This is a genomic window from Vagococcus entomophilus (assembly GCF_003987595.1).
Taxonomy (GTDB): domain Bacteria; phylum Bacillota; class Bacilli; order Lactobacillales; family Vagococcaceae; genus Vagococcus_E; species Vagococcus_E entomophilus.
Window position 1 is genome coordinate 594,335 of sequence record NZ_NGJZ01000002.1, and the last position, 16,761, is coordinate 611,095.

General features: G+C 38.9%; 10 protein-coding genes. 9 read left to right on the plus strand and 1 reads right to left on the minus strand.

Translation table 11 applies throughout. The features are described from left to right. The first annotated feature begins 167 nt into the window (after nucleotides 1-167). Nucleotides 168-5,105 carry an Ig-like domain-containing protein gene (locus CBF30_RS08845; protein WP_126825376.1) on the plus strand — a complete coding sequence of 1,646 codons (4,938 nt, stop codon included), beginning with the start codon at nucleotides 168-170 and terminating at the stop codon, nucleotides 5,103-5,105. A gap of 188 nt (nucleotides 5,106-5,293) precedes the next feature. Here CBF30_RS08845 and CBF30_RS08850 read toward each other — a convergent pair whose 3' ends face one another. After that, complete coding sequence (locus tag CBF30_RS08850; RefSeq protein WP_126825379.1) at nucleotides 5,294-5,674, minus strand: MerR family transcriptional regulator; 381 nt, start codon at nucleotides 5,672-5,674, stop codon at nucleotides 5,294-5,296. Between the two features lie 171 nt (nucleotides 5,675-5,845). Between CBF30_RS08850 and CBF30_RS08855 the strand changes: the two genes are divergently transcribed. From CBF30_RS08855 to CBF30_RS08885, 8 genes are all read left to right on the plus strand, one after another. Continuing rightward, complete coding sequence (locus CBF30_RS08855; RefSeq protein WP_126825382.1) at nucleotides 5,846-7,297, plus strand: alpha/beta hydrolase family protein; 1,452 nt, start codon at nucleotides 5,846-5,848, stop codon at nucleotides 7,295-7,297. A gap of 199 nt (nucleotides 7,298-7,496) precedes the next feature. After that, nucleotides 7,497-8,876 (plus strand): FAD-dependent oxidoreductase, encoded by a 1,380-nt coding sequence (locus tag CBF30_RS08860; protein ID WP_126825385.1) that lies wholly within the window; start codon nucleotides 7,497-7,499, stop codon nucleotides 8,874-8,876. Between the two features lie 316 nt (nucleotides 8,877-9,192). Next, on the plus strand, nucleotides 9,193-9,447 hold the full coding sequence (locus CBF30_RS11995; RefSeq protein ID WP_245975053.1) for a hypothetical protein: 255 nt from the start codon (nucleotides 9,193-9,195) through the stop codon (nucleotides 9,445-9,447). A gap of 214 nt (nucleotides 9,448-9,661) precedes the next feature. After that, nucleotides 9,662-10,267 (plus strand): MarR family winged helix-turn-helix transcriptional regulator, encoded by a 606-nt coding sequence (locus CBF30_RS08870; protein WP_126825388.1) that lies wholly within the window; start codon nucleotides 9,662-9,664, stop codon nucleotides 10,265-10,267. Continuing rightward, on the plus strand, nucleotides 10,264-12,048 hold the full coding sequence (locus tag CBF30_RS08875; protein WP_126825391.1) for an ABC transporter ATP-binding protein: 1,785 nt from the start codon (nucleotides 10,264-10,266) through the stop codon (nucleotides 12,046-12,048). Before CBF30_RS08870 ends, CBF30_RS08875 begins: the two co-directional genes overlap by 4 nt. Before the next feature lie 287 nt (nucleotides 12,049-12,335). Then, on the plus strand, nucleotides 12,336-12,680 hold the full coding sequence (locus CBF30_RS11845; protein WP_170168962.1) for a hypothetical protein: 345 nt from the start codon (nucleotides 12,336-12,338) through the stop codon (nucleotides 12,678-12,680). Between the two features lie 402 nt (nucleotides 12,681-13,082). Then, a complete protein-coding gene (locus CBF30_RS08880) occupies nucleotides 13,083-15,629 on the plus strand; it encodes a 5'-nucleotidase C-terminal domain-containing protein (RefSeq protein WP_126825394.1) in 2,547 nt (848 codons plus the stop codon). 186 nt (nucleotides 15,630-15,815) lie between these two features. Next, on the plus strand, nucleotides 15,816-16,715 hold the full coding sequence (locus CBF30_RS08885; protein ID WP_126825397.1) for a diacylglycerol/lipid kinase family protein: 900 nt from the start codon (nucleotides 15,816-15,818) through the stop codon (nucleotides 16,713-16,715). The last annotated feature ends 46 nt before the right edge of the window (nucleotides 16,716-16,761 follow it).

Below are 16,761 nucleotides of genomic sequence, written 5' to 3' on the forward strand. Positions count from 1 at the left end.
TTGTATTTGTTTTTAGGTATATTTTTTATAAAAATAAAGGTAAATAATTGAATAAAACAAAGCGGTATCGTATCATATAATATGTATATGTTTGTATTGGGAATGAAAGTTATTTATAAATCGTATGTTATATTAGATATTCAATAGGTTATTTTGGGGGAGAAAAAATGAAAAAAAAGTCTAAACAGCAAAAAATAATAGAACTGACCGCAGCCGGAATCATGACGTTGTCTACCTGTTCTGTGCCACTTTATTCAAATGCAATAGTTGCAATGGCAACCGAAGCAAGTACTATTAACGGCAGCACGATTTCAAAAGAGAGTTTTTTAAAAAACTTTACTCAGTTGGGTTCGGCATTGAATAATTATGATGAAAGTACCGGAATTCAAAAAATGACCACTGGTTCTCAACAAGCAGGGGTTGTGACGTTCAATAATAATATTGACCTGCAACAATCATTTCATCTAGATATTGATATAAATGTAGGAACTGCGCCCGCTGCTGATGGAATCGGGATTGCTTTTTATACTGGAGAAAAACAACAAATTGGTGGTACAGCCGGTAATTTAGGAATTTATGGTATTCCTAATGCTTTTGGCTGGAAAATTGATACTTGGCAAAACAATGAATCAATGAAGTCAAATCCATTTCAAAATCCCAAAGATATTAAAGGGGAAAATGATAAAGGAAAGCAAGTTCCTTACGGTGCGTTTGTGACTACTAATGCATCAGGAATTGGCACAATTGATTCCACTAGTTATCAAAAAATATCTAATTCTTTTTTAGATGGTCAGTATCATAAATTATCCATCAATTATGATGGGAATATGGGGCTAACAGTTGATTTAGACTATAACGGGACAGTCTATCATTTTAGCAAAAATCTTAATGGAATTGTCGATCAAAATGCAGAATTACATTTTAATATTAGTTCCTCTACGGGTGGATATCCAACGAATCACTCAATTAAATTTAACACGATGACTTATACAAGTATTGCTGATAAACCAGCAATCAATAATGTTAAGGATTCAGATACCAGTGTGAGTGGTACTGGAACACCTGGAAATAGTGTCACGATCTATGATGAATCAGGGAAAAATTTAGGCACGACTACAGTCAAAGAAGACGGGACCTGGAGTATCCCAGTGGACGAAGGGACATTAAAAGCAGGAGAAAGCTTGAAAGCCACACAAAAAGCGACTGGAAGTAACCGCGATAGTGAACCGGCAACGAGCGTTGTCAGTGAAGACAAAGCGGCGGACAAGCCGACAATCAACAACGCGAAAGACTCAGACACTAGTGTGAGTGGAACCGGAACACCTGGTGATAGCGTCACAGTCTATGATGAGTCAGGGAAGAAACTAGGCACGACCACAGTCAAAGAAGATGGCACTTGGAGTATCCCAGTGGACGAAGGGACATTAAAAGCAGGAGAAAGCTTGAAAGCCACGCAAAAAGCGCCTGGAAGTAATCGTGATAGTGAACCAGCAACGAGCGTTGTCAGTGAAGACAAAGCGGCGGACAAACCGACAATCAACAACGCGAAAGACTCAGACACTAGTGTGAGTGGAACCGGAACACCTGGTGATAGCGTCACAGTCTATGATGAGTCAGGGAAGAAACTAGGCACGACTACAGTCAAAGAAGACGGGACCTGGAGTATTCCAGTGGACGAAGGAACGCTTAAGGCGAATGAAAAACTCAGTGCCACACAAAAAGCACCTGGAAGTAATCGTGATAGTGAACCAGCAACGAGCGTTGTCAGTGAAGACAAAGCGGCGGACAAACCGACAATCAACAACGCGAAAGACTCAGACACTAGTGTGAGTGGAACCGGAACACCTGGAAATAGTGTCACGGTCTATGATGAGTCAGGGAAGAAACTAGGCACGACCACAGTCAAAGAAGATGGGACCTGGAGTATCCCAGTGGACGAAGGGACATTAAAAGCAGGAGAAAACTTGAAAGCCACACAAAAAGCACCTGGAAGTAATCGTGATAGTGAACCAGCAACGAGCGTTGTCAGTGAAGACAAAGCGGCGGACAAACCGACAATCAACAACGCGAAAGACTCAGACACTAGTTTGAGTGGAACGGGAACACCTGGTGATAGCGTCACAGTCTATGATGAGTCAGGGAAGAAACTAGGAATAACTACAGTAAAAGAAGATGGCACCTGGAGTATCCCCGTGGACGAAGGGACATTAAAAGCAGGAGAAAGCTTGAAAGCCACACAAAAAGCGCCTGGAAGTAATCGCGATAGTGAACCGGCAACGAGCGTTGTCAGTGAAGACAAAGCGGCAGACAAACCAGTAATCAACAACGCGAAAGATTCAGATACAAGTGTGAGCGGAACGGGAACACCTGGAAATAGTGTCACGGTCTATGATGAGTCAGGGAAGAAACTAGGAACAACTACAGTCAAAGAAGACGGGACCTGGAGTATTCCAGTGGACGAAGGAACGCTTAAGGCGAATGAAAAACTCAGTGCCACACAAAAAGCACCTGGAAGTAATCGTGATAGTGAACCAGCAACGAGCGTTGTCAGTGAAGACAAAGCGGCGGACAAACCGACAATCAACAACGCGAAAGACTCAGACACTAGTGTGAGTGGAACGGGAACACCTGGTGATAGCGTCACAGTCTATGATGAGTCAGGGAAAAATTTAGGCACGACCACAGTAAAAGAAGATGGGACCTGGAGTATCCCAGTGGACGAAGGGACATTAAAAGCAGGAGAAAACTTGAAAGCCACACAAAAAGCGCCTGGAAGTAATCGCGATAGTGAACCGGCAACGAGCGTTGTCAGTGAAGACAAAGCGGCAGACAAACCGACAATCAACAACGCGAAAGACTCAGATACTAGTGTGAGCGGAACGGGAACACCTGGTGATAGTGTCACGGTGTATGATGAGTCAGGGAAGAAACTAGGCACGACTACAGTCAAAGAAGACGGGACCTGGAGTATTCCGGTGGACGAAGGGACATTAAAAGTAGGAGAAACCTTGAAAGCCACACAAAAAGCACCTGGAAGTAACCGCGATAGTGAACCGACAACAAGCGTTGTCAGTGAAGACAAAGCAGCGGACAAACCAGTAATCAACAACGCGAAAGATTCAGATACTAGTGTGAGCGGAACCGGAACACCTGGTGATAGCGTCACAGTCTATGATGAGTCAGGGAAGAAACTAGGCACGACTACAGTCAAAGAAGACGGGACCTGGAGTATTCCGGTGGACGAAGGGACGCTTAAGGCGAATGAAAAACTCAGTGCCACGCAAAAAGCGCCTGGAAGCAATCGTGATAGTGAGCCGGCAACGAGCATTGTCAGTGAAGACAAAGCGGCAGACAAACCAGTAATCAACAACGCGAAAGACTCAGACACTAGTGTGAGTGGAACGGGAACACCTGGAAATAGCGTCACAGTCTATGATGAGTCAGGGAAGAAACTAGGCACGACTACAGTCAAAGAAGACGGGACCTGGAGTATTCCGGTGGACGAAGGGACGCTTAAGGCGAATGAAAAACTCAGTGCCACGCAAAAAGCGCCTGGAAGCAATCGCGATAGTGAACCAGCAACAAGCGTTGTCAGTGAAGACAAAGCGGCGGACAAACCGACAATCAACAACGCGAAAGACTCAGACACTAGTGTGAGTGGAACCGGAACACCTGGAAATAGTGTCACGGTCTATGATGAGTCAGGGAAGAAACTAGGCACGACCACAGTCAAAGAAGATGGGACCTGGAGTATCCCAGTGGACGAAGGGACATTAAAAGCAGGAGAAAACTTGAAAGCCACGCAAAAAGCACCTGGAAGTAACCGCGATAGTGAACCAGCAACAAGCGTTGTCAGTGAAGACAAAGCGGCAGACAAACCAGTGATTAATAACGCGAAAGACTCAGACACTAGTGTGAGTGGAACGGGAACACCTGGTGATAGCGTCACAGTCTATGATGAGTCAGGTAAGAAACTAGGAATAACTACAGTAAAAGAAGATGGCACCTGGAGTATTCCGGTGGACGAAGGGACGCTTAAGGCGAATGAAAAACTCAGTGCCACGCAAAAAGCGCCTGGAAGTAATCGCGATAGTGAACCGGCAACGAGCGTTGTCAGTGAAGACAAAGCGGCAGACAAACCGACAATCAACAACGCGAAAGATTCAGATACTAGTGTGAGCGGAACGGGAACACCTGGTGATAGCGTCACAGTCTATGATGAGTCAGGTAAGAAACTAGGCACGACTACAGTCAAAGAAGATGGGACCTGGAGTATCCCCGTGGACGAAGGGACATTAAAAGCAGGAGAAAGCTTGAAAGCCACGCAAAAAGCGCCTGGAAGTAATCGTGATAGTGAACCAGCAACGAGCGTTGTCAGTGAAGACAAAGCGGCGGACAAACCGACAATCAACAACGCGAAAGACTCAGACACTAGTGTGAGTGGAACGGGAACACCTGGTGATAGCGTCACAGTCTATGATGAGTCAGGTAAGAAACTAGGCACGACTACAGTAAAAGAAGATGGGACCTGGAGTATCCCCGTGGACGAAGGGACATTAAAAGCAGGAGAAAACTTGAAAGCCACGCAAAAAGCACCTGGAAGTAACCGCGATAGTGAACCGACAACAAGCGTTGTCAGTGAAGACAAAGCGGCAGACAAACCGACAATCAACAACGCGAAAGATTCAGATACAAGTGTGAGCGGAACGGGAACACCTGGAAATAGTGTCACAGTCTATGATGAGTCAGGGAAGAAACTAGGAACAACTACAGTCAAAGAAGACGGGACATGGAGTATCCCCGTGGACGAAGGGACGCTTAAGGCGAATGAAAAACTCAGTGCCACGCAAAAAGCGCCTGGAAGTAACCGCGATAGTGAACCGGCAACAAGCGTTGTCCGTAAAGCACCTCACGCGTTATCGGGTAAAGAGAATGCTCAAACTAGTACTAAGACACAAGGAACGAGTCAAAATAAAACATCTAGTTCTGTCAAAAAATTACCACAAACATCTGAAAAGCATTCCAGTCTGATAAATATAGGACTGACGATGCTAATAGGAGCTTTAGGATCTTTGGTGTTCCGAATAAAGAGAAGTAAAAAATAATGTGAGAACGAATACGATAACACTCGCGTAATTTTAAAAATAACAAGTACAAATTAAGCAAAAAGTTAGCTTTTTGAACGAATAGTTAGTTTTGTGTAAATTGGGACAAGTAAAAAGCGCTTTGGACTATTTGAAATAGCAAAGCGCTTCTTTGTCCGTTGCGATGGAAATTGAAGGAGAAACTCAATTTAACGGAAAGTGTTCAAGTAATTATGAATGTCTGAATCAGAAAAGGTAAGTAAGCTAGCTAGTAATTTTTGCATGGCACGTAAATCTTTTATCTTATGTTCAATGTTTTCAATTTTATTGTGGACAAGCTTTTTTAATTCTTCAGGGTGCATCTCACTATTAAGCATGGCCAAAATTTCACGAATCTCATTGAGTGTATAACCGAGCTTTTTAGCATCTTTGATAAATTTGAGCATGATCAAGTATTCTTCTGAGTAAATACGATAGCCATTTTCTAAACGCTTTGCTTTGGGTAACAGCTGACAGTCTTCGTAATAACGAATAGTAGAGCTGCTCATACCAGCCATTTTTGCGAGTGTTCCACGTGTCATAGGTTCCATAGGATTTACCTCCCTTAATTAATAAATATCTAGTTTTTTTTAGTGTAGCATATTTTTATAAAATAAACTGAGGTTTTAACATAAAAACGATTGACATTGAAGTATACTTCATACTTTATACTATTGAAGTTGAATGATTTTCAACAAACTTATTTCATAGGAGGGAAAAAAATGAGAGTATTAGAAATTATTTTTTCTGTTGTGGTAGTTATTGCTACTTGCTTTTCTATTTGGGGGAAATGGAGCAAAAAAATATATGCGTGGCTATTTTCAAGTGTGCTTGTATTTGGCTTGCTACATCTTTTTATTGATCATGCACGGATTCAAATGGTAGGTGTTTATACGATTGGTGTGTTGGTTTTAATTGGGTTATTTTATCGAATAAAAGCAGCAAATGGCGTCCGTAAACACGTTATTTTACGAGTGATTAGCACAATAATAGCACTTGCATTTCTTGCGGTATCTGTTGTCTTAAGCAGTGTTTTACCTGTTTTTACCATGCCTAATCCAACTGGTGAATATGGTATAGGAGAAACAACAAAGGTTCTAGTCGATTCTTCTCGCTCAGAAACCTTTACAAAGAATCCAACTGATAAACGAAATGTTGCAGTCAGTGTTTGGTATCCAACTGACAAAAGTGCACAAAAGAAAAAAGAAAAAGAATCTTATCCGGACAGTTTGGGCGAAGCAATCAGCTTAGTCTTTAACTTGCCAAAACAATTGTTTAGCCATTTGTCATTAGTGAAAACTCATGTAGTAAAAAATGCGACAATTTCTAACAAAAAGAAAAATTATCCAGTTGTCTTATTTTCACCAGGAATTCGGTCAACAAGATATCAAAGTATGTCAGCGATTGAAGAATTAGTCAGTCGTGGATACATCGTTGTAGGAATGGATCATCCGTATACTTCTGCCAAAGTAACGCTGGCAAATGGGAAAAATGCTTATTATCAAGCAGATCCAAAGTTTTCAACTTCTAAAGGACTTTACGATTATAATGTGAAGAGCGTTGCGGTACGTGCTAAGGATGTTTCTTTTGTCTTGGATAAATTAGAGTCATGGAATAAAAATAACAGTAAATTTACAGGGAAAATGGATTTAGATAAAGTTGGGATGTTTGGTCACTCGTTTGGTGGTGCAACGACCGCTGAGGCTTTAGCTCAAGATAAAAGAATTAAGGCTGGTGTTAGTCTTGAAGGTGGATTTTGGGGGACTGTTTCAAGTAAAGGTGTTACGCAACCCTTTATGTATATTATGTCGGGAAATACGGCTGAAAGCTTGAAGCCAAATTCAAAAATTAAAGAAAAAGTTTCATACGAAGAATTTGAACCAGATTTAAAATCGGCAATGAGTAAAAGCACAAATGATACTTATTATTTAACTGTAGATAAATTTTACCATCAAAGCTTCACAGAAATAGCGTTTATCTCTCCTTACTTGTTTGCTAGAGGTCTGACCCCTTATCATACGGTTGATATTACAAGAACCTATGTAAGTGACTTTTTTGATCAATACTTGGAAGGAAAAACAGAGCCATTGCTTCAAAAGAAATCCTCAAGCTATCCAGAAGTAAAATTTGATGCAACCTATACAAAGAAAGCTAATTCAACTAGTAACGAGTAAGGATGCTTGGAAAACTGAGATTGGCTTGAAGAATTCGATTCTCAATGTTTATTCAGATTAGAAGAGTCAAAGACATAGCATAAAAGCTATGTCTTTGACTCTTCTTTATTTTTCAGGGCATAATTTTTGAAGTTAAAAGTTATCCATGGTACGCTTAAATTGTAATAATTATAAATAAAAGATAGGGGACAAGGTGAAGATGGAAAAAACAAAAGTTATCATTGTAGGAGCATCACATGGAGGACACCAATCAATATTAGAACTGCTGTCTCGTTATGGCGATAATGTGGAAATTACATTGTTTGAAGCCGGTGATTTCATTTCGTTTATGTCATGTGGGATGGAGCTATATCTCGAAAATGAAGTAACAGATGTTCAAGATGTGCGCAATTTTCGACCTGAAAATTTCCCGCAAGAAAATGTCTCTATTTTAAATAATCATGAAGTGAAAGCAATCAATACCACTACTAAAAAAGTAACGGTTTTCAACTCAGTTAGCAATGAAACAAAGGAATATGACTATGACAAGCTCATATTAAGTTCAGGTGTGAAGCCTAACGCTTTGCCAGTACCAGGTAATGAATTGGAAAATGTTTATTTAATGCGTGGGTATGATTGGGCTACTAAAATCAAAGCCAAATTAGAAGACCCAACAGTCAAACATGTGACTGTAGTCGGAGCTGGCTATATTGGAATTGAAGCAGCAGAAGCAAGTCGTAAGGCTGGCAAAGAAGTAACTATTTTGGATGTGATTGATCGCCCGCTCGGTACATACTTAGATCCAGAATTGACGGATATTCTTGAAAAACATTTAAAAGAAAAAGGAATAGATGTTATTACGAGTGCCAAAATTCAAGCTTTTGAAGGAAAAGAAAAAGTTGTGGCGGTTAAAACGTCAAAAGAGACCATTGAAACAGATCTTGTTATCCAAGCAGCTGGAGTCAAGCCTAATACGGAATGGCTAAAAGGAACGATTGATTTAGATGATCGCGGCTGGATTAATACAAATGAGTATTTACAGACAAATGTAGAGGATGTTTATGCAGTTGGAGATGCGACACTTGTCTATTCAATTCCTGCGCGTAAAAAAGTGCCAATCGCACTTGCAACGATTGCACGAAGACAAGCGCGCTATGTTGTCAAACATTTGTTTGAAAAAGTTCCTGCTCAACCATTTGGAGGACTTGTGGGATCGTCCGCACTTAATGTGTTTGACTATCACTTTGCAACAAGCGGCTTAAATAGTTTTACCGCAGATAAGGCTTCAGTAGAGGTGCATTCTTCTTATTATGAAGATACACTAAGACCAAAATATGTTCCGAATGAGCATGGAAATCATAGCGTTAGTGTACAACTATTCTTTGATCCTTATACACACCAAATTTTAGGTGGTGCGGTATTGTCAACTTATGATATAACAGCACAAGCCAATGTGTTAGCCTTAGCGATTCAGCAAAAATTGTCGCTAGAAGATTTGGCAGAAGCAGATTTCTTTTTCCAACCAGGTTTTGATCGTCAATGGAGTTTATTAAACTTGGCGGCGCAACAGGCACTCGGTGAAGAACCGTTTGTAGAGTAGAATCTTAGATAAATCAGACAGAGTAGAAACTCAAAAGTTAGGCTATTTTTGCTAACTTTTGAGTTTTTTTATGAGAGAAAAATAAAAAAGAGCTTGGGTCCTCAATCAAAAACTCAGGCTCTTAGTATCTAAACAAGTGACATCTGTAGATGCAGTTCTTTTAATGTATTTCTCGGAGATAAAGCCTTCTTTTACACTCTCCTAGTCAAAAGAAAAATGGAATGAAAAGTCGATTGTGTATAATATATTGCACAATTTAAGTTGGTCCTTCTTTTAGATGCTATACTGTATTCAATAACTAGCAAGGAGGGATATGATGCATAAATTATTTGAGAAGGTCAAGTATCTCAATTATTTTTATAAAAATGCAAGATATGGTTGTGTTATCTTGATTAATTTTTTAACCATCGTTCCGCCTATAATGTTAGCAAAAGTTGTGGAAGAAGATTTGCCGATGTACACTTTTTTGGTGTTAGCAATTTTAGTGGTTCTTTTCTTTCATTACTTGACGCTTGTCGTGATTAGCTTTATCAGTAAAAAGTTGAATATCAGGATTTTAAAGTATTTTTAAGCAGTGGATATGGATATTTCTAACAGAAGATAGATTGGTCATTAGGTGTAATAGCTTACGATATTTTTCTAACTATGGATATGAACCGAAAGTGAGTGTTGCTTTCGCTTCGTATTTTTTATTTAGCTTTTTATTTGACAAACTAAATAGATATGATAATATTTAGTTTGTTAATATTTATAAAACTAAATAAAAATCGGATGGAGTTATGACTATGAAGAAACAAAAGATCCTATCAAAATTAACAGAGGTAGCCCATCAGCCTTTTTTAATCTTTGCAAATCAAGTTCAGGGAAAAAAAGATAATGCGTTTGAAACCCTGTTATTGTTAGAAAAAGAAGAACAAGTGACAGCTGGAAGAATCTCGGAGTATCTAGATATCAAACCGTCCAGTGTTACCCAAATTATCAAGAAGTTAGAAACAAATGGCACAATCGAAAGAATAAAATCAGAAAAAGATGCGCGAGTTATCTTGATTAAACTAACTGAAAAAGGGAAAGACAGTATTTTAAATCGCGACACGGTTTCTTCTGGTTTGATAGATGAACTATTTAGCGGATTCAAAGAAGAGGAGGTTGACAATTTAGAGGAATACCTCACGCGTATGATTGAAAATATATCCAGTGAAGTGTTTCAAAGTCAGCTAAAAGAGCAATTTGGAAATGAAGACAGGTGGCAACAATTGGGTGCAATGTCCACTCAATTTGAACGAGCACGTGAACAGATGCTTAAAAGAAGCAAAATAGATGGCTTCTCTGAGGAAATGCTCAGAAGAGGATTCGGTAGAAATAATCGTTTTTGGAGGGGCAATGAAGAATGAGTAATAAGAAACAAGCTAAACAGCGATTAAAGAAAGGCTCATCCAAGTTTTCACTAAGAGCATTTACACATTTGGTAGTGTCCACCAAGCCCAAATGGTATTTGTTGATCATAGGAATTGGTTTATTGATGTTTTCTTCGGGAATTCAGATTTATGTCCCAAAACTAGCTGCGACATTAGTCAATAGTTTTGCCAAAAAAATTGATTATACATTGATGCTTCAAGCCGTGGGAATGTTTGTGATATCCGCCATCTTATCTGCGATTGGTGGAACAATTTTAGGGATTTTTGGAGAAAATGTTATTCAGAATTTAAGAAAGAGACTGTGGGTAAAACTAACGACATTAAAAGTAAAGTATTTTGATACAACTAAGGCAGGGGAAACTTCTAGTCGACTTGTCAACGATACCTCTCAAGTGAAACAGCTTCTGGCTGGTACTTTTCCTCAAACATTATCGAGTGCAATACTGGTCATTGGTTCTATTTATATGATGTTTCGAATGGACTGGAAGATGAGTCTGGCAATGCTTGTGGCTGTTCCGGTTGTTGTGATTACGATGATTCCTATTTTTACATTTGGCTCAAAAGTAGGGCACATGCGTCAAGATGCATTAGCTGAATTTAGTGGCATTGCAAATGAAACGTTGAGTGAGATTCGTTTGGTGAAAACGTCAAATGCGGAAGAGCAAGTTCAAAAACGAGGAAGCCATGAAGTGAATAAACTATTCAAAGTAGGGCGTAAAGAAGCTATTTTTGATGCAATGATTCAACCCTTTATGATGATGATCATGATGAGCTTAATCTTTGGACTATTAATTTATGGAATGCATCGTATTGCAATTGGTGAGATGGAAATTGGAACACTACTAAGTTTTTTGATGTACTTATTTAACTTAATTGGCTCAATCTCTAGTCTAGCTACTTTATTTACAGAGATAGCAAAAACAGCAGGTGCGACCAAACGTGTCCAAGAATTGCTTGAAGAGGAGTCAGAAGAACTTACCGGTGGTATTGAGATGGATGTAACAGGAAAAACACTGGATGTGAAAAATATCGACTTTGCATATAACCAGGAAGAGCTCATTTTAAAAAATGTTTCTTTTAAAGCAAAATCAAATGAAGTTATTGCATTTGCAGGACCTTCTGGTGGAGGAAAGTCGACTATTTTTAGTTTGTTAGAACGTTTTTATGAGCCTACTAGTGGGACTATCTCAATTGGAGATACAAGGATTTCAGCCATGAATTTGAGTAATTACCGCGCTCAAATTGGCTTTGTTTCACAAGATAGTGCTATTATGGCGGGCACAATACGAGAGAATTTAACCTATGGGTTAACGCAAAATTTTTCTGATCAAGACTTATGGCAAGTTTTAGAGCTAGCTTATGCGCGTGGATTTGTTGAGGAGATGCCGGAAGGACTAAATACAGAAGTTGGCGAACGTGGTGTCAAAATTTCTGGTGGACAACGACAAAGAATTGCTATTGCTCGAGCCTTTTTAAGAAATCCTAAAATTTTGATGCTAGATGAAGCGACCGCAAGTTTAGATAGTGAATCTGAGATGAAAGTTCAACGCGCACTTTCTAATTTGATGCAAGGGCGTACGACGCTCGTGATTGCACACAGATTAGCAACGATTGTAGATAGTGATAGGATCTATTTTCTTGAAAAGGGCCAAATTACTGGAAGTGGCACACATACTGAACTTGTAAAAACACACCAAACTTATGCAAAATATGTAAGTGAACAGTTTAAAACAAGTGCAATCGTTTCGGAGAAATAATCGGAAACAGCAGACGACAGAAGTACGGGCAGTCTTTGAGAGGCGGTATAGGATGTCTAAAGAGCAAGCTAGAAGAGTTTATCGCTCGATTAAGCAAAGTATCTGGTTTATAAAAAATTGCGACCAAGTTTGACTTTTCCCACTTAATTAACAATTAGTTGATGGGAGTATGCCTTTGTTTAGGATTATTGGCTGCATGTGGGAAGAATAAACAAACCGTTAAAACAACTAGTACGGCAGCTTCAGCTGTTATAAAGGACTCTTCAATAGCAACAAAGAGTACCTCGGTGCAAACATTTGTTAGTCAACAAGCAAGTTCTTTTTTGGGATACTCTGATGAACAGATTGAAAATGCCCGAGTTATAGAAGCGTTAGTGCATTCTTATGGAACTCGTCAACAACCAATTGAAAGAGCAGTTCATAAAAATCCTGAGCATACAGCTGTCTTCCCGTATACAGTCTCTGTGTCTATGGATTATGAAAGTATCACTCTAAGCTTTAGTACTGATGGTACGATGGCTGGAACGATTATTGTGACGTATCAAGCGAATCATGATGGGGCGATAACCTTCTATAAAAATCCCAATCAATGTCCTTGCCAACCGACTACGATCAAGATGTGGCGAGGATGATTCAATCAATTAAGTGAACTAAGAATCTTACTTTTGGAGATAAAACAATGAGAACAGGAGCGTTCAATTTTGAAAAAAGTAACACCCTGACAAAAGCTTTTTTAAAATTGGGTTGAATTATAACTTATATAACTTATTTTTAAGGGAACTGCTGTTACGAGCAATACATACTCAGATACTAAAAGCTCAGGACATAACTCAAAAGTTATGTCCTGTTTTTGTTTTGAAAGAATCTTAACCTTCTAATAAGGGTTATCTTTAAAAAATTCACATGATTTATACTGGATTTTTACATCTGTTTCGTATAATTTAATCTGTCTTTAGTAGAAAGAATTTAAAGTGTATCTTTGCTTTGAGTAAGCGGTTTCTACAAAAAGAAAATAAAATTTAAAGGGGAAAAGAATGAAAAAAGTGAAAGGGAGACGTTTATTTTTAACTATTTGTTTACTACTATTTGGAACAGTTTTAAATGATACGAAGACACTGGCAGATACAACCGAAGCACAAGCAACCGATTTATATATTTCAGAGTATGTTGAAGGCAGTGCCAATAATAAGGCCGTTGAAATATACAATGGAACGGATCAATCAGTCGACTTGAGTCAATATACTTTAGCCCTTTATTCAAGTGGTGCATCTGAACCGACAAATTCTCTACAGTTGAGTGGGCAATTGTCAAGCGGAGCTGTTTACGTAGTGGGGCATCCTTTGGCAGGGGAAGAAGTTAAAAAAGTTTCTAATATTCAAAGTAATGTAGTAAATTTTAGCGGAGATGATACGGTTGCACTGAAAAAACAAAATCAAGTGTTGGATACTTTTGGTGTGATTGGCAGACGAGAAAATTGGGGGACGGATCAAACCTTTGTTAGAAAAAGTACAGTAACAAAGGGAAAAAATTGGGTGGATCTATTTGATAGTGGTAGCGAATGGATATCAAAGGCGAAAGATGACTTTCGCAATTTAGGTTTTGCAACTAAGGCAATCAGTGCAACTACGAATACAGTTGCAAAAAGCAGCTCTTCAAATGAAGTAGTTCCAGCTGAAACAACGGATTCTTCAGAAGAACCGACGATTGATTTACATCTGCTAAGTGTGAATGACTTACACGGGAAAATCACAGAACAGTATACTGTAAATAATCAGCTACTGGGACGCGCTGACTATTTAGCAACATATCTAAGACAAAGGAAAGCGCGCTATCCAAGCTCACTTTTAGTAAATGTTGGGGACATGATTGGAGGAAGCTCTCCGACCTCGGCGCTCTTTCAAGATGAACCAACGGTTGAAATCATGCAATCACTTGGTTTTGATGTAGGAACAGTAGGAAATCATGAATTTGATGAGGGAGTCCCTGAGCTAATCAGAATGATTAATGGAGGAAATCATATAAATGGAAATCCAGGCTATGCTGGAATGAAGTTCCCAGTAGTTGCAGCGAACATATCGTACAAAGATACTGGAAATCTTGTGTTACCACCATACGCAATTAAAGAGGTGCAAGGAGTCAAAATTGGATTTATTGGTGTTGCGACGACAGCTACGCCAAATATGATTATCAGTAAAGGAAATGAAAATATTCGATTTACAGATGAAGCAGCAGCAATTAATCAGTATACAACGGAGCTTCAAAAACAAGGAGTAGAAGCAATTGTTGTTTTGGCGCATGTACCAGGGGTACAATCTGGAGAGGGTGCAACAGGTGAAATTGCTACACTTGCCAAGAAAGTAAACAGTGCAGTGGATGTCATTTTTGCAGCCCATAACCATGTGAAGCTAAATGCAGTAGTTGACAATAAATTGATTGTGCAAGCGTGGGAATATGGGAAATCTTTTGCAGACGTTGAGATAAAACTTGATAAAAAAACTGGAGATGTGGTGAAAAAATCTGCAGAGATTGTGGATGTTGTTCAAAAGAATGTGACGCCTGATCCGCAAGTAGCGGCTATATTAGCAAAATATGAAGAAAAAGCTGGTCCTAAATTAAATGAAGTAATCGGTCAAGCAGACCTTGAGATGAAAGGAGGATATGCAACGAAAGGTTTAGTTGGAGATAACGCTCTTGGTAACTTGATTGCAGATGGAATGAGAGCATCTATGAACAGCGATTTTGCGTTGATGAATGGTGGAGGAATTCGTGACAATTTAAAAGCTGGGACTATTACGTGGAATGATTTATTTAATATTCAACCCTTCAATAACACTCTTGTTAAATTAGAGATAAGCGGCTCGGATTTGCGAGAAATTATTAATAGTCAATTTAGTAGTTATGGAGCAGATGTAAGCATTAGCGGTTTTTTTTACACTTGGAATAGCAAGTTGGGAAAATACGGACAAGTAATAGATATGTATCTGCCAAACGGTCAAAAAGTGGAGCCAAATGGTCAATATACAGTAACGGTTAATAATTATATGTATCCACATAGTTCGGATAAGTATTTATTAGCAAAGCTTGGAGAAAATCCAGTTCAAGGACCAGAAGATTTAAGTGCGACAGTTGATTTTGTCCGCTCCTTTAAGAATCAAGCAATTCGTTATGTTGCAGAAAAAAGAATTTCAGAAGTTGCGGCAACAGAAACGAGTACAACAAGTTCAGTTGAAGAGAGTTCTTCCCACCATTCAGAAACAACTATCTCTTCAACTCAAACAACAAACTATCCACAAAATACAACGACAAGCAGTACAATAAATGAAGCTTCGAGTTCTACAGCTAGGACAGATGTTGACTCGAGTAATCAAGCGAGTAAATCAACAAGTAGTACACAAAGTCGAAAACTAACAGATACAACTAGTACGCCAAGTAACGCTATTTCGCCTAATAACAAGCAGGAAGAAAAAAAATTATTGCCAAAAACTGGCAGCAAAGCTCCATCATATAGCGTGGTACTGATTGGTGTTGTTATCTTGGGTGTAAGTGTCAAGCTAAGCATAAAAAGTAATTTTTTCAGATAATAAGCGAAAGATTTGCTGAACACGACAACGATACAATCAAATAGCTAAATTAAAAAGTGTTTATATCAACAATAAACTATTAGTTAAATCAGATTAGGAAATTTGTATTCTTGCAATAAGTAGCATACACTTAAAGTAAAATCTAGTTGTTAGTCGACTATATAGGCTGTTTACGGGGGAATACAGATGAAATATGCGATTTTTTTTAATAAAAATGCGGGAAATGGACAAGCGGAAGAGCTGGCACAAAAACTGCTTGAAAAACTAAGTGATAAAAATATTGAGGCTGTTTTTTTAACTGCACCAGATGAAAAAACTGCTCTTGAAAAAGTGAAAGCTGCGATTGATCAATACGATGCCATTGTTTCAATTGGTGGAGATGGAACGCTCAATATTGTAGTGACAGCATTTGTGCAAAAAGGAAAAGCCATTCCTTTAGGGATACTCCCCGGCGGGACGGTCAATAATTTTGCCAGACATTGGCAGATTCCTTTGGATATGGAAAAAGCAATGCAAGTGATTCTCCGAGGCAAAAAGCAAGCGGTAGGTGTAGGTGTGTGTGAAGATGAAAGGCACACAAAAAAAGGAATTGTGAGTTCTTTTACATTTGGCGCATTTGCAGACATGTCTAATGATGTCAGACAGAGTGAAAAAAAGAAGTGGGGACTAATCATTTACCCTATCAAGGCATTGAAGCAATTTGGGAAAGGGTGTTCACATAAGGTTTTGGTCAAAACAGATGAGAAAGAAGAACGACTGAAAGTATGGTTTTCTTTGATCACAACCACCTACTCAATCGGTGGTTTCGAATATATTGACTCATCAGTCGATAAGTTTCATATGAGCATCTTAAATAATATGACTTTTGGGAAGTTAGTTCAATTAGGCTATTTTGTCATCAAAGGAAAATTTAAAGGGGCAAGTGGTCTAACCTACATAGAATCAAAAAAAATAGAACTAACACCACTAATTGAATACGAGCAACACAAAATTTTTTCACGAATTGACGGTGATAAAGGACCAGAACTACCATTAAAGTTAGAGTACTTAGCTGACTTTGTACCTCTTTTTGTACCGAGTAAGTAATAAAAGAGATCAGGTTCACCCTTAAAAGGTGGAACTGATCTCTTTT